Raw genomic sequence first — 14,734 nt, 5'->3', positions numbered from 1 at the left:
CGCACACACTGCACTACGGGGGAGAGTTGAGCATGACGCAGTCGGACAGCTCCGACATCGCGGTCATCGGTATGGCCGGGCGGTTTCCCGGCGCGGGGAGCGTCGAGGAGTTCTGGACCCTGCTCCGCGACGGGACGGAGGCGATCAGCGCCCTCACCGAGGAGGAACTCCTGGCCGAGGGAATCCCGCGCCGGATCGTCGACGACCCCCGCTATGTGCGGGCGAAGGGCGTGCTGGACGGCGCCGACCTCTTCGACGCCGGCTTCTTCGGCTTCAGCCCCCGCGACGCGGCGGCCACCGACCCGCAGCAGCGGCTGTTCCTGGAGTGTGCCTGGCACGCCCTGGAGGACGCGGGCGTGGACCCGGAGCGGGCGGACACGGCGATCGGCGTCTACGGCGGATCCAGTACCGGCACGTACCTCACCCGCCCCCTGCGGGAGCTCTCCCACCTGCCGGAGTTCATGGAACTCGTGATCGGCAACGAGAAGGACATGCTGACCACGCGGACCTCCTACAAGCTCGACCTGAAGGGCCCCAGCGTCAGTGTCCAGACCGCGTGCTCGACCTCGCTCGTGGCGGTACACGTCGCCTGCCAGAGCCTGCTGAGCGGTGACTGCGACCTCGCGCTGGCCGGCGGTGTGTCGCTGATGTTCCCCGGCAGGGAGGGCTACCTCTACCAGGAGGAGGGCATCTACTCCCGGGACGGGCACTGCCGTGCCTTCGACGCCCGTGCAGGCGGGACGGTCCCCGGCGACGGCGTCGGCCTCGTCGTGCTCAAGCTGCTCTCCGACGCCCTGCGCGACGGCGACCGCGTCCACGCGGTCATCAAGGGCACCGCGGTCAACAACGACGGTGCCGGGAAGGTCGGTTACACCGCGCCGAGCATCCCCGGGCAGACGGAGGTCATCCGGGCGGCGCACCGGGTGGCGGGCGTCCACCCCGCCACGATCGGCTACGTGGAAGCCCACGGCACTGCCACCGCACTCGGCGACCCCGCCGAGATCACCGCACTGACCAGGGCGTTCCGCGCCAGGACCGACCGCGTCGGCTACTGCACCGTCGGGTCGGTGAAGAGCAGCATCGGACACCTCGACGCCGCGGCCGGCATCGCCGGACTCATCAAGGCCGTGCTCGCGCTGAAGCACCGGACGCTGCCGCCGAGCGTGCACTACGAGACCCCCAACCTCGCGCTGAACCTCGACAGCAGTCCGTTCCGGCTCACCGCCACAGCCACCGCCTGGCCCGCCGGGGACACGCCCCGCCGCGCCGGGGTCAGCTCCTTCGGCATCGGCGGAACCAACGCGCACGTCGTGCTGGAGGAGGCACCCCCCGCCGATGCTTTGGCGGACCCGTCGGCGGACGCGCCGGGCCGCCCGCACCTGCTGCTGATGTCCGCCCGTACGGCCACCGCCCTGGAGGCGGTGACCGACGACCTCGCCGCCCACCTCAGGGACCATCCGGACACCGATCTCGGGGACGTCGCGGCCACTACCCGGTTGCGCCGCAAGGCGTTCGAGTACCGGCGCTTCGTGGTCTGCGCGGACGCCACCGGCGCCGTGCGGGCGCTGACCGGTGACGGCACCCGGCGACCGCGTGCCGTCCGGCGGCCGGAGGTCGCCCCCGCCGTCGCGTTCCTGCTTCCCGGACAGGGCGCCCAGTACCCGGGGATGGCGGCCGGCCTGCACCGGACCGAGCCGGTCTTCCGCGAGGAGTTCGACCGCTGCCGTGACCACCTCGCCGGCGAACTCGGCGCGGACCTGGGTGCGGCCGTCCTCGCGCCGGACGCGTCGGCGGCCGAGGCCACGGACGAGACCTGGCTCGCCCAGCCGGCCCTGTTCGCCGTCGAGTACGCCCTGGCCCGGCTCTGGCAGAGCTGGGGCGTACGGCCCCGGGCGCTTCTCGGCCACAGCCTGGGCGAGTACACCGCCGCTTGTCTTTCCGGGGTGTTCACCGTGGAGGACGCGCTGACGCTGGTCGCCCGACGCGGCCGGTGGATGCAGCAGGCCGCCCCCGGCGCCATGCTGGCCGTCCAGCTACCCGTCCGGGAGCTGACCGAACTGCCCGCCGGGGTGTCCGTCGCGGCGGTCAACGCCGACGACTCGTGCGCGCTCTCCGGCGCCGACGACGTGATCACCACGCTGGCCGCACGCCTGGCCGCCGAGGGGGTCGGCGTACGGCGCCTGCACACCACGCGGGCCTTCCACTCGCCGATGATGGCGGAGGCGGCCCGGGAACTGCGGGACCTGATCGCCACCCTGCCGGTCCGCCCCCCGGCGATCCCGTTCGTCTCCAACGTGACGGGAGGCTGGATCACCGACCGGCAGGCCACGGACCCGGCGTACTGGGCGGGACACACCCTCGCACCGGTGCGCTTCGCCGACGGACTGCGCACGCTGCTCGACGCCGGGGACACGGCTCTCGTGGAGGTCGGGCCGGGCAGGACCCTGTCGACCCTCGCAGGACCGGTCGCCGCGGGGCGGGAGACGGCCGTCGTACCGTCGATGCGGCACCCCCGCTCGCGTCGCCCCGACCCGGAGGTCCTGGCGGAGGCCGTCGGCAGCCTCTGGGCGGCCGGCGTGGAGATCGACTGGCGGGCGTGGCAGCCGCGCCCGCGGCGTGCGGCGCAACTGCCGCGGTACCCCTTCGAGAGGCGGCGCCACTGGCTGGCGCAGCCGGCCGTCGGATCCACCCTCGACGCGGCCGCACCGGCACCCGCCGCCCCGGCCGCCCCCGTGCCGGCGGAACCCGTCTGCGCCGCGGCCGACGATCCGTTCGACGGACCCGACGCCGCCGTCCAGCGGTTCGTCGCCGGGATCTGGTCGGAACTGCTCGGTATCGACCTGGTCGTGCCGTCGGACAACTTCTTCGACCTCGGCGGCCACTCGCTGCTCGGTACCCGGCTCGCCACCCGGCTGCGGGAGCGCTTCGGGGTGGAGGTACGGCTGCGCGAACTGTTCGCCGAGCCGACGGTGGCCGGGCAGACGGCCCTGATCGTCGCGCTGAGCGGGCTCGCCGGTACGCGCCCGGAGCACCGCGAGACCTACGAAGAGGGGGAGCTGTGAAGGTCGTCGAACTGCTGCGCCGGTTGCGCGAGGCCGGAATCGAGGTGTGGGCGGAAGGCGAGAAGCTGCGTTTCAGCGCCCCGCCGGGGGCGTTCACCGAGGAACTGCGCACCGCGCTCCGGGAGCACCGGGAGGAGGCCCTGGACCTCCTGCGCCGTGCCGCGGCCGGACCGGTCGCCGCCGACGCCCTCACACCCGCCGAGCGGGGCGGGGCGCTGCCGCTGTCCTTCCAGCAACGCCGTATGTGGTTCTTCGAACAGGTCCACCCCGGCACCTCCACCTACCACATGACGGCGTCCTGGCGGATCAGCGGGCGAATGGACCCCGCCGCGCTGGAGCGCGCCTTCAACGTCGTCGCCGCCCGGCACGAGAACCTGCGCGCCCGATTCGCCGTCGAGGACGACGAGCCGGTGCAGTTCATCGACGACCACGTGCACCTGGAACTGCCCGTCGTCGACCTCACCCCCGTCGACGAGTCCGAGCGCGCGGCCCGGCTGGAGGAGCTGATGGGCGCGGAGAGCACCCGCCCCTTCGACCTCGGCACGGGTCCGCTGCTCCGAACGACTCTGCTGCGCACCGGTGACGACGAGCACGTTCTGCTCATGGTCCTGCACCACATCATCGGGGACATGTGGTCGGTGGACCTCCTGCTCAAGGAGATCGCGGTCCTCTACCAGGCCGAAGGGGCCGCAGCCGAAGGGGCCGCCGCCGTAGGTTCCGCTTCCGACGCCCGGCTGCCCGAACTTCCCGTCCAGTACGCGGACTTCGCCGTCTGGCAGCGCGCCCGGCCGGCCGACGACCGGCTCGGCTACTGGACCCGGAGCCTCGCAGGGGCGCCGACCCTGCTGGAACTGCCCACCGACCGGCCCCGGCCGACGGCACCGAGTCATCTCGGCGCCCAGGAGTCCCTGGTCCTGCCCGCCGATCTGATCGCCGGGCTGGACCGGCTCTGCCGGCGTGCGGGCGCGACCCGCTTCATGGCTCTGCTGGCGGCCTTCCACGTTCTCCTGTCCCGGTACACCGGGGAGAGCGACACGCTGGTGGGTACGCCCGTCGCCGGCCGTACCCGCACCGAGGTGGAGAACCTGATCGGGTTCTTCGTCAACACCGTGGTACTGCGGGCGGATCTGGCCGACGACCCCACCTTCACCGAGCTGCTCGCGCGGGTGCGCGAAGGGGCCCTCGGGGCCTTCGACCACCAGGACGTGCCCGTCGAGCAGGTCGTGGAGGCCGTCCAGCCGCGCCGCGATCCGGTCCGCCCACCGCTGTTCCAGGCGCTGTTCGTGGTGCAGAACACTTCGGCCGAACCCCTGGATCTGCCGGGTCTGGCCGTCGAGCCGCTGGACAGCAGCCGGGTCGCGACCGAGTTCGATCTGACCCTGGAGTTCACCGACTCCGACGGCGAGCCGCGTGCCACCGTCCTCTACAACGCCGAGGTGTTCGACGCCGGCACCATGCGCCGCCTCCTCGGTCACTGGCGGACGCTGCTGCGGGCGGTCGTGGCCGACCCCGCACAGCGTGTGGGCGCACTGCCGCTGCTCGACGAGGAGGAGCAGAGCCTGCCGCTGGGCCTCTGGAACGCCACGGCACGGGACCACTCCCGGGAGCCCGTCCACGAACGCGTCCGCCGCCAGGCGGCGCTCACCCCGCACGCTCCGGCAGTCGTCTTCCGCGACCGGCGTCTGGACTACGCCGCGTTCGACGCCGCCGCCGACGAACTGGCGGCCCGGGTGCGCGCGGCCGGGGTGGTCGCCGGCCCGCCGGTCGCCGTCTGTGTCGAGCGCTCACCGGAGATGGTGGTGAGCCTGATCGGTGTGCTCCGGGCCGGCGCCTGCTATCTCCCGGTCGACGCCGCGCTCCCGCCCGAGCGGCTGACGTACATGCTGAGCGATGCCGGGGTCCGCGTGGTGGTCACCACGAAGGCCCAGCGCCACCGCTTCGACGGCTTCCCGGTGCAGGTGGTCCTGGTCGACGACGACCGTCCGGTGCCCGGGGACCGGGAGCGGGCCGCGAGTGCGGAAGACGATCCCGCCTACGTGATCTACACCTCCGGCTCGACCGGGCAGCCCAAGGGCGTCGTGGTCGAGCACCGGTCGCTGGCCAACTTCCTGTCGGCGATGGACGAGGTGATCGGCACCCACAGCGGCACCCACAGCGGCACCGACGGCGGCCCCGGCGTCTGGCTCGCGGTCACCAGCCTGTCCTTCGACATCGCCGCCCTGGAGCTGCTGTGGCCGCTCACCCACGGCTGGACGGTCGTCGTCCAGGACGACGGTGACATCCTCCCCGGCGCCGTCACCCGCGGCTCCGCCGTGCCGCGGCCCCTCGACTTCAGCCTGTTCTACTTCGCGGTCAGCAGTGACAGCGACGACCCCTACCGGCTGCTGCTCGACGGGGCCCGCTTCGCCGACAGCCACGACTTCCGCGCGGTGTGGACACCCGAGCGGCACTTCGCCCCGTTCGGCGGCCCGTACCCGAACCCCTCGGTCACGTCCGCCGCGCTCGCCGTGGCCACCGAGCGGATCCAGATCAGGGCCGGCAGCGTGGTGCTGCCGCTGCACCACCCGGCGCGGGTCGCCGAGGAGTGGGCGGTCGTCGACCACCTGTCGAAGGGCCGCGTAGGGCTCTCCTTCGCGTCCGGGTGGCACGCGGACGACTTCGCGCTCGCCCCGGACCCGGCCGTCTTCGAACGCCGTCGGGAGGCCACCCGCGAACACCTCGAGACGGTGCGCAGGCTCTGGCGCGGCGAGGGCGTGACGGTCCGCAACGGCGTCGGTCAGGACATCGAGACGCACACGTTCCCCCGCCCGGTCCGGTCGGAGCTGCCGGTGTGGCTGGCTGCCGCGGGCAGCCCCGACACCTTCCGCGCCGCCGGTGAGGCCGGAGCCGGGGTGCTCACCCATCTGCTGGGCCAGAACCTCGAGGAGCTGGAGCAGAAGATCGCGGTGTACCGCGCGGCCTGGAGGGCCGCCGGGCACGACGGGGCCGGCCATGTCGTCCTGATGGTCCACACCTATGTCGGTTCGGACTCCGCCGACGTGCGCGAGACGGTCCGCGCGCCCTTCCGCTCCTATCTGCGGCAGTCGTTCGGGCTGGTCCGCTCGCTCGCGCCGAGCCTCGGCATCGACGGCGAGCCGACGGAGCAGGACGTCGAGGCCCTGCTGGACCACGCCTTCGAGCAGTACTACGACGGCGGCGCCATGATGGGGACGGTCGCCGAGTGCGCCGCCATGGCCGAGCGCGTCCGCGCGACCGGCGTCGACGAACTGGCCTGCCTGATCGACTTCGGCGTGCCCGCCGACGACGTGCTCGCCTCCCTGCCCCTGCTGGACGAGGTCCGGCGCCGCTTCCTCGCCGCACCGGGAGCCGCCGAGGAGGCGGACCACGGCGTGGCCGCCCAGATCGAGCGGCACGGCGTCACCCATCTCCAGTGCACGCCCTCCCTCGCGAGCGTCCTCACGGCCGATCCGGCCACCGAGCGCGCTCTGCGGCGGCTGGACACCCTGGTGGTCGGCGGCGAGGCGCTGCCGCCCGCGCTGGCCGCACAGCTCGACGCCACCGCGGGCCGGGTGCTCAACATGTACGGACCCACCGAGACCACGATCTGGTCCACCGCTTGGCCGGTGGCCGACCTGGACGGCGGGGTGTCCATCGGCCGGCCGATCGCCAACACCCGCGTGTACGTACTCGACGGGCGGCTGGTACCGGTCCCGATCGGCGTTCCCGGCGAACTCTGGATCGGCGGACACGGTGTCGCCCGGGGCTACCTGAACCGGCCCGAGCTCACCGCCGAGCGCTTCGTCCCGTCGCCGTTCGTCGACGGCGACACCCTGTACCGCACCGGCGACCGGGTGCGGTGGCGCCCCGACGGACGGATCGAGTTCCTCGGAAGGGTCGACCGGCAGGTCAAACTGGGCGGCCACCGCATCGAACTCGGCGAGATCGAAGCCGCCCTGCGCGAACACCCCGCACTCGTCCAGGCCGCGGTGATCGCGCACGACGACGCCACCACCGGCCACCGTCGCCTGGTGGCCTATCTCGTGGCCGCGGGCGCCCGGCCCTCACCCACGGAGCTGCGTACCACCCTGCTGCGCAGGATCCCCGAGGTGTCGGTGCCCACCGTGCTGATCTGGCTCGACGCCCTGCCGCTCAACTCCAGCGGCAAGGTGGACTACCGCGCCCTGCCCGACCCGGGCAGCGCGGCCGACGAGCGCTCGGCCCGCACCACCGTCACCGGCCACGCGTACGTCGCCCCCGCCGATGACACCGAGCGGGCGATCGCCGCCATCTGGCAGGACGTGCTCAGCGTCGACCGGGTGGGGACCACCGACAACTTCTTCGAACTGGGCGGCCACTCCCTGATGGCCATCCAGATGGTCTCCCGGCTGCGCGCCGCCCTGGACAGGGAGGTGACCCTGCGCACCGTCTTCGAGTCCGCCACGGTCGCCGACCTGGCCACACGGGTGCGCGAGCTCGCCGGCGCACCGGTCGCCGATGCCGTACCGCCGTTGCTCCCCGTGCACCGCGACGGCGCGGTGCCGCTGTCCTTCGCGCAACAGCGCATGTGGTTCTTCGAGCTGATGAATCCCGGCACGGCCTCCTACCACCTGTCCGCCGCCCTCCGTCTGACGGGCGAGCTGGTTCCGTGGGCGTTGCGCCGGGCGTTCGTCGACATCGTCCGCCGCCACGAGATCCTGCGCACCTCCTTCCGGGAAGTGGACGGCATCCCGATGCAGTCGCCGTCCGGGCCGAGGGACATCCCGCTCCCGCTGGTGGACTTGTCCGGCCTGCCGGAGGACCTTCGTCGGGACACCATGCTGGAGCTCGCGCACCGCGAAGCCCGCCTGCTGTTCGACCTCGAAACGGACCCCCTGCTGCGTACCACCCTGCTGCGGACCGAGGAACAGGAACACGTACTGCTCCTGACCACGCACCACATCGTGGCGGACAGCTGGTCGATCGGTGTCATGGCCGCCGAACTCGGGGTCCTCTACGACGCCCATCGCACCGGCCGGCTCGCGCCGCTTCCCCAGCCGGCCGTCCAGTACGCGGACTACAGCCTCTGGCAGCAGAGCTGGCTGGACGGGCCGGCGGTGGAGCGCCAGCTCGACTACTGGCGCCGGACGCTGACCGGTGCTCCGCCCGTGCTGGCGCTGCCGTACGACCGTCCGCGTGCGGAGATTCCGACCCATCGAGGCCGGCAAGCGGTGTTCACCCTGTCGCCGGAGCTGTCCGACGGTCTGAAGGCCATGAGCCTCCAGCAGGACGTGACGGTTTTCGTCACCCTGCTGGCGTCCTTCATGGTGCTCCTGCACCGCTGGTCGGCCGAAGACCACATCGTGCTGGGCGTCCCGGTCGGCGGTCGCAACGCCCCCGAGCTGGAGTCCCTGATCGGCTTCTTCGCCAACATCACCGTCCTGCACACGGATCTGGGCGGAGAACCCACGTTCGCGGAGACGCTGCGACGAGTCCGGGAGACGGTGATCGGCGCCTACGACCACCAGGACCTGCCGGTGGAGAAGCTGGTGGCGGACCTCGGTATCGACCGAACCCTGTCCCACAATCCCCTGTTCCAGGTCATGTTCGTCTACACCAACGATCTGGCGCTGTCGCCAAGTCTGGGTGGGTTGGAGGTCACCCCGCTCGACGTCCACCCGGGCGATGTGTTCATGGACCTCAACATGGCCATGGAGGACAGTCCGGACGGACTGCGGGGCACGCTCGACTACAGCACGGAGCTGTTCGACGCCGCGACCGTGGAACGGCTCCTGGCAAGCTTCCAGGAACTGCTCGAGGTCGTCGTGGCGGAACCGTCCAGAAGGATCAGCGCTCTTCCGCCGGCCGACCGTGGGCGGGAGCCGGCGAACGCCGTTGAGGCGCGGCGGGTGGACGACGGAGAGGAGAGTCCGCAAGCGCCGCTCGTCGTCGGTGCCACGTTCACGGCCGGTCCCGTGGAGCAGTCACTGACCTACTGGGCCGACCAGCTCGGACTGCCGCCGGCCGTCGAGTTCGCGCCCTACAACCAGGTGTTCCAGCAGCTCCTCGACCCGGCAAGCGCAATGGCCGCCAACACGGACGGCGTCAACGCGGTGTTGCTCAGGGCCGCGGACTGGGGCAACCCGAACGGCGCCCACACCCTTCAGCGCGAAATCGTCGGCGAGTTCCTGCAGGTCCTCGCCGCGTTCCAGGAGGGCCGGGCGACCCCGTTCGTGGTGGTCCTCTGCCCGGCGGCCGACGAGTGGGCCGAGGCCGACGACGAGTGGCGCGCCCGGCTGCTCACCGGGCTGGCGGCGATCGAGGGGGTGGTGTGCCTCGACATGGAACCGATGCTGGAGTTGTACGAGGTGGGGGACTTCAGCGATCCGATCAGTGAGCAGGCCGGCCGCATCCCGTATACGGCCGAGTTCTTCGCGGTGCTCGGGACCTGCCTGGCCCGTCAGGTGTCGGCGCTGGCCGGGGACTATCCGAAGGCCGTCGTGCTTGACGGTACCCCCTTCGTGTCGGGGCCCGGTGAATCCGTCACCGAGCTGCTGACCGCCGCGGCCCGGGCCCTGGCCGCGCAGGGCCGGTCGGTGTACGTCTGCGCCCCGCCCGATGCCGTCGGGCCGGAGTCCGCTGGGACGGTCGGCCACGGCGTCACGGTCTGGGCGGACGGCCGGCCGCCGGCCCTGGCGCTGGACGCGGCCTGCGAGGCGAGCGGCGCGTCCCTCGGCGACTGTCTCTACCTGAGCGCCGACGCCGCCCACTGCGCGGACGTGCGGGCCGCCCGGCCGGACGTCACCGTCCTTGAACATCCGGAAAAAGGAGAGGAATTGACAGCGTTCTTGGAACACACCTGGCTCTTCGACCGCCCCGGTGCCGCTGTTGACGGCGCGTTCTGGTGGGAGGCTGCGACCCGATGAGGCTGGAGGAGCTCTTCGCGACTGTCCTGAACCTTCCGGAGGCGGAGATGAGGGAGGACACGGCCCCGCTCAACACCTACGTCTGGACGAGCATGATGCAGATCCAGATCGTGGTGGCCCTGGAAGACGTCTACGGAGTGGCCCTCTCCTCCGCTGAGATCCGGGCGCTGACGAGTCTGGGGGCGGCGCGCAGGATCCTGGTGGGGAAGGGTGTGGACGTGGGGTGAGGGCGCCCACACGGGGACGGTCAGTTTCTCGGACGCAGCCGGAGCGGCCGGGTGGGAGTGAACCGTACGGGCATCGATCTGATGCCGTTGACGAAGGTCGATCCCAGAAGGTCCGGGGGACCCGCCGGCTCCAGGTCGGGCATCCGGCGGGCCAGTTCCTCGAACAGCACACGTGCCTCCAGGCGCGCCAGGTTGTTGCCCAGGCAGTGGTGTGGTCCACCTCCGCCGAAGCTCACGTGGTGGTTCTCCGGACGCCGGAGGTCGAAGCGGTCGGGTTCGGCGAACACCGTCTCGTCCCGGTTGGCGGCGACGTAGTAAGGCACGACGCGGTCGCCCTCGGCGATGCGCTGCCCGCCTATCTCGACGTCGCGGGTGGCGGTGCGCTGGAACTGCATGACGGGCGAAACCCAGCGCAACATCTCCTCCACCCCGGTCTCCAGCAGCCCTGGTTCGTCCACCAGCCGAACCCATTGGGCCGGGTGCTCGAAGAGAGCCAGCATGGCTCCTGAAATGAGGTATTGCGTGGTCAGGTGTCCGGCCGTCGCGAGCAGGAGGAAGAAGAGTTCGAACTGCCTGCTCGTCAGGGCGTCGCCCTCGCGTGCCATGGTCAGGACACTCACCAGGTCGTCGCCCGGCTCCCGGCTGCGCCAGGCCGCCAGGTCATGGGCGAACTCGAAGAGCTCCATCGTGGCGCGCATCGTGACGTCCGGAAACGCCTGCTCCATCGGGTCGCCGAGGAGCGTGGCGAGCCGGTGGACCCGGCGGCGGTCGTCCGAGTCGGGGAATCCGACGATCTCGGCAAGGACCGCCAGGGAGAGTTCGGCGGCGATGTCACGCACGAAGTCGCACTCTCCGCGCTCGGCGACCCGGTCGAGCGTCAGGGTGCACAGTGTTCGAACCCGGCGAGTCAGGGTGCCGACCGCCGACGGCGTGAACGATCTGCCGACGAGAGCACGTAACCGGGTGTGTTCGGGCGGATCGAGGTTCACCAGGGTCGTCTGCTCCGGTCCCTGCCGTACCGCCGCGGGCTGCTCGTCCAGGAACGCGCCGTTGCGTGCCGAGGAGAACGACAACGGGTCCCGGGCGACCCGCACGACGTCCTGGTGCCTGGTCAGGACCCAGAACGGCGGACCATCCGCCCGGTGGTGCAGGTGCACGGGTGCCTCTGCGCGCAGCTGGGCGAACAGCTGGTGCGGCGGACCGGTGCGGAAGGTGAGCGGATCGAGGAGATCGATGTCCGCCAGGCGCATGCTGGTGGTCCGTCCTTCGCGTCGGGGTCTGGTCCGGCGCGACAGGGCGGCACGGACGTGCCCAGAACACTACTGAATATGACAGACATGAGACAGGGAGAGACTGGAATGTCCGACGAGCTCGAGGACGACCGGACCTACACGGTGGTCCTCAACGACGAAGAGCAGTACTCCATTTGGCCCGCCGGGCGGGAACTGCCGCTCGGCTGGCGGGAAGCGGGGGTGCGTGGTTCCAAGACCGAGTGCCTGGACCACGTCGCCGAGGTGTGGAGCGACATGCGCCCTTTGAGTCTGCGTACCCGCATGGGCGGGTGACAGCCCGTCGGGTTCCTCTGTCACAGCCGTGAGGCTGTGGCGGAGGTTTCGGTCGGCGATCACGGCGTGACCGGCGCCTTCCCTGGCCGCGAGGGTCGGACACCGGCGACTCGGCACCCTTTGCGGAGACCGGTTGGGGACCACACGGTGTGCGCGATGCCGCACGACGGAGGCTACTGCACACAACTTACGCTCCCACTAAGTCTGTTACATCCGGAAAATACCCCCAGCTCTCACTCCTTACTGTCGCCGCCCTCGTCCTGATCGCTGGTGAACCGCGGTGCCAGGACGGGCCCGGTCCGCCGGTCGACGTCCTCGACGACAAAATCGTCAACAATCTGGTCGACAGGTATTGCGCCGAGTTTGCCGGAAGGCTACGTTCCTGCGCCGTACAGCTATTGCCGAGGGGGAGCGGCCCGCCGGTCCTCCCCGCCGTCATGGCGCCCCGCACGCTTTCCGATCCGGCGATCGAACGGAGTTCCGAGCATGCCTCAGCTGTTCCGATGGTGCAGGGGGAAGTCAGCGGCCTTCCTGGCCACCCTCGCCGCCACCGTGGCGCTCGTGACCGGTGCGAGCCTGGCGCTCGCCTACGGCGCGACCGGCGACGCGCAGGCCGCCGACTCGACCTCGGCGAACGCCACGACGGCCAGCGGCACGTCCTCCGGTATCGCACCGGCGATGTCCTGCTCCGGGATAGCCCAGCTGGACCTGGCGAGCGCGGTCCCCGGCGTTCCCTTCGAGATCACCTCGGCGGCCGAACTCGCCGCGAGCGCCAACACGCTCGGCAACTGGGCCGCCTGTGACGTGAAGGGCGTGATCGCCCCGCAGATCCACTTCGAGATCAAGCTCCCCGAGACCGGCTGGCAGGCCAACTACCTCCAGCTCGGGTGCGGCGGCCTGTGCGGCGGCACCACCGTCACCAACGCGCCCGCCTCGGCCGGCTGCGTCCCGCTGACCAGCGGCGCCTTCGCGGTCGCGTCCAGCGACGAGGGCCACTCCGTGGGCGGCGGACTCTTCTCCACCGACCCGACCCTGCGTGCCGACTTCGGCTACAAGTCCGACCACGAGCTGGTCCAGGCGTCCAAGGCCATCATCGAGAAGTACTACGGGCAGGCGGCGACCCACTCCTACTTCGACGGCTGCTCCCAGGGCGGCCACCAGGCCCTCACCGAGGCCCAGCGCTACCCGACCGACTTCGACGGCATCATCGCCGGCGCCCCGGCCAACAACTTCACCGCGCTGAACACCTTCTCGCACGCCTGGACCGCCCAGTCCGTCTACCTCGACGGCGGCCCGGCCACCCTCACCAACGCCGACCTCGCGGACCTGCACAAGGCCGTGCTCAAGGGCTGCGACGCGCCCGCCGACGGGATCATCGCGGACCCGCTGAGCTGCACCTGGGACCCGGGCACCATCCAGTGCAGGACCGGCCGGACCTCGACGTCCGACGCCTACTGCCTGACCGCCGACCAGGTCACCACCCTGCGCCGGATCTACGCGGGCCCGACCGACGAGCACGGCAAGCTGCTCTACCCGGGCTACCAGCTGCGCGGCTCCGAGCTGAACTGGGCCGGCATCATCACCCCGGCCACCGCCACCGGCGCCTCCGGTGACATCGGCTTCGTCCGCGAGACCCTGCGCTACCAGATCTTCGACAGCCCGCAGCCGGCCCTGACGTACAAGGACATCAAGTTCACGGCCGCCTACTACAAGAAGGTCATGCGGCCCAACGAGGGCATGTACGACGCCACCGACCCCGACCTCAGGGCGTTCAAGAAGGCCGGCGGCAAGCTCATCCTCTGGCACGGGCTGGGCGACCAGCACATCCCGGCCGTCGGAACGATGGCCTACTACAAGGCAGTTGAGAAGGTCATGGGCGGCGAGGCGGCCACCGAGACCTTCGCCCGACTGTTCCTGCTCCCCGGCGTCGCGCACTGCGGCGGCGGCGACGGACCGAACACCCTCGACGCGCTGACCGCGATCACCGACTGGGTCACCCGGGGCGACGCCCCGGACAGCCTGACGACCAGGTCGGTCGACAGCGGCGGGAACACCACCGCGTCCCGCCCGGTCTACCCCTTCCCGTACTACGCCGCGAACACCACGGGCGGCTCGGCCACCGACGCGAGCAGCTACACCCCCGTCAAGTCCGCCGCCGAGGCCGGCCTGAAGCTCGACTGGCTGGGCTCCTTCCGCTCCGGCTACGAGACGGTCGGCAACTGGGTCGGGGGCAAGTGGCTCGTCACCAAGGGCAAGTCCTGACACCGGACCGTCCCGAGCGGTGACACCGTCGCGGCTCCCGTTCCGGACGGGGGTCGCGACGGTGCGGGAGACGGGGGCCGCGGCGGTGCCGACGCACCATGCCGCGGACCGCCCGCCCGGATCACGTCACCTGTGCCGGGTCGCTGGGGTGGCGGGTCAGCGGCACCGTGTCGACCGTGTGCCGGTCGGCCATCGGGAGGGACCGCAGGATCTCCCGCAGCCGGTCGGCCCCGGGCGCCTGCCACAGGCCGATGGCGCGGCCCCCGCCCGGCAGCGTCCACAGGCGGATCAGATGGCCCTCGGCGGCCAGGTCACGCACGCGCCTCGACTCCGCCGGGCTCTCGGCCCCGCTTCCGGAGGGCACGTCCACGGCGTACGTGACCAGGTACTCCTCGCTGTCCGCCGCGACCGGGACCTCGCCCGGGCCCGGGTCGGCGGGGTGCGGGCCGAGCTCGGTGGGCTCGTCGGTCCGCCAGACGCGCAACGGCATCGCGGCGAGCGTGCGCTCCAGCGCCTCGGGGCCCGCGTCGTCGAACAGGCCGATCGAGCGCCATTCACCCGGCCCCAGCGGGGGACGCCACAGCCGCAGCAGGCGCCCCCGCGCGGCGAGTTCGCGGCTGTGCGCTGCCTCCCGTGCCCGGACCTCGGCCACCTCCCGCTCCGTCGTACCGTCCGGCACCCGGGTGACCATCGTGACCAGGTACTCCATCTCGGCC

The 14,734-nt window shown here is 71.6% G+C and carries 7 protein-coding genes; 5 read left to right on the top strand and 2 right to left on the bottom strand.

All coding sequences use genetic code 11. From position 1 onward, the window contains the following. Window positions 1-32 precede the first annotated feature (32 nt). Genes ACFWXC_RS03760 through ACFWXC_RS03750 form a run of 3 tightly spaced genes read left to right on the top strand, consistent with a single transcriptional unit; the run spans window position 33 to window position 10,191 of the window. Window positions 33-3,062, top strand: coding sequence for a type I polyketide synthase (locus ACFWXC_RS03760; RefSeq protein WP_384472451.1), 3,030 nt, complete (start codon window positions 33-35; stop codon window positions 3,060-3,062). Beyond that, on the top strand, window positions 3,059-9,964 hold the full coding sequence (locus ACFWXC_RS03755) for a MupA/Atu3671 family FMN-dependent luciferase-like monooxygenase (protein ID WP_384472448.1): 6,906 nt from the start codon (window positions 3,059-3,061) through the stop codon (window positions 9,962-9,964). The genes ACFWXC_RS03760 and ACFWXC_RS03755 overlap by 4 nt, the downstream gene beginning before the upstream one ends. After that, the gene (locus ACFWXC_RS03750; protein ID WP_384472444.1) at window positions 9,961-10,191 is read left to right on the top strand and encodes an acyl carrier protein; all 231 of its coding nucleotides are present in this window, start codon (window positions 9,961-9,963) and stop codon (window positions 10,189-10,191) included. Before ACFWXC_RS03755 ends, ACFWXC_RS03750 begins: the two co-directional genes overlap by 4 nt. A gap of 20 nt (window positions 10,192-10,211) precedes the next feature. Here the strand turns inward: ACFWXC_RS03750 and ACFWXC_RS03745 are convergent, their stop codons facing one another. Further along, window positions 10,212-11,441, bottom strand: coding sequence for a cytochrome P450 (locus ACFWXC_RS03745; RefSeq protein WP_384472441.1), 1,230 nt, complete (start codon window positions 11,439-11,441; stop codon window positions 10,212-10,214). A 108-nt stretch (window positions 11,442-11,549) separates the two neighbouring features. Between ACFWXC_RS03745 and ACFWXC_RS03740 the strand changes: the two genes are divergently transcribed. Both ACFWXC_RS03740 and ACFWXC_RS03735 read left to right on the top strand, forming a co-directional pair. Then, on the top strand, window positions 11,550-11,756 hold the full coding sequence (locus tag ACFWXC_RS03740) for an MbtH family protein (protein ID WP_384472438.1): 207 nt from the start codon (window positions 11,550-11,552) through the stop codon (window positions 11,754-11,756). 486 nt (window positions 11,757-12,242) lie between these two features. Continuing rightward, on the top strand, window positions 12,243-14,018 hold the full coding sequence (locus ACFWXC_RS03735; protein WP_384472435.1) for a tannase/feruloyl esterase family alpha/beta hydrolase: 1,776 nt from the start codon (window positions 12,243-12,245) through the stop codon (window positions 14,016-14,018). Window positions 14,019-14,139: 121 nt separating this feature from the next. Here the strand turns inward: ACFWXC_RS03735 and ACFWXC_RS03730 are convergent, their stop codons facing one another. After that, window positions 14,140-14,727 (bottom strand): muconolactone Delta-isomerase family protein, encoded by a 588-nt coding sequence (locus tag ACFWXC_RS03730; protein ID WP_384472432.1) that lies wholly within the window; start codon window positions 14,725-14,727, stop codon window positions 14,140-14,142. Between the last annotated feature and the right edge of the window lie 7 nt (window positions 14,728-14,734).

The organism is Streptomyces sp. NPDC058683, assembly GCF_042716195.1.
In the GTDB taxonomy this organism is placed as follows: domain Bacteria; phylum Actinomycetota; class Actinomycetes; order Streptomycetales; family Streptomycetaceae; genus Streptomyces.
The sequence above is the reverse complement of the archived record's forward strand: the minus strand, read 5'-3'. Positions and strand labels throughout refer to the sequence as shown.

Bases quoted from the DNA above. Each gene is read 5' to 3' on its own strand.
- ACFWXC_RS03760 (WP_384472451.1), top strand. From the start codon at position 33: ATGACGCAGTCGGACAGCTCCGACATCGCGGTCATCGGTATGGCCGGG.
- ACFWXC_RS03750 (WP_384472444.1), top strand. From the start codon at position 9,961: ATGAGGCTGGAGGAGCTCTTCGCGACTGTCCTGAACCTTCCGGAGGCG.
- ACFWXC_RS03745 (WP_384472441.1), bottom strand. From the start codon at position 11,441: ATGCGCCTGGCGGACATCGATCTCCTCGATCCGCTCACCTTCCGCACC.
- ACFWXC_RS03740 (WP_384472438.1), top strand. From the start codon at position 11,550: ATGTCCGACGAGCTCGAGGACGACCGGACCTACACGGTGGTCCTCAAC.
- ACFWXC_RS03735 (WP_384472435.1), top strand. From the start codon at position 12,243: ATGCCTCAGCTGTTCCGATGGTGCAGGGGGAAGTCAGCGGCCTTCCTG.
- ACFWXC_RS03730 (WP_384472432.1), bottom strand. From the start codon at position 14,727: ATGGAGTACCTGGTCACGATGGTCACCCGGGTGCCGGACGGTACGACG.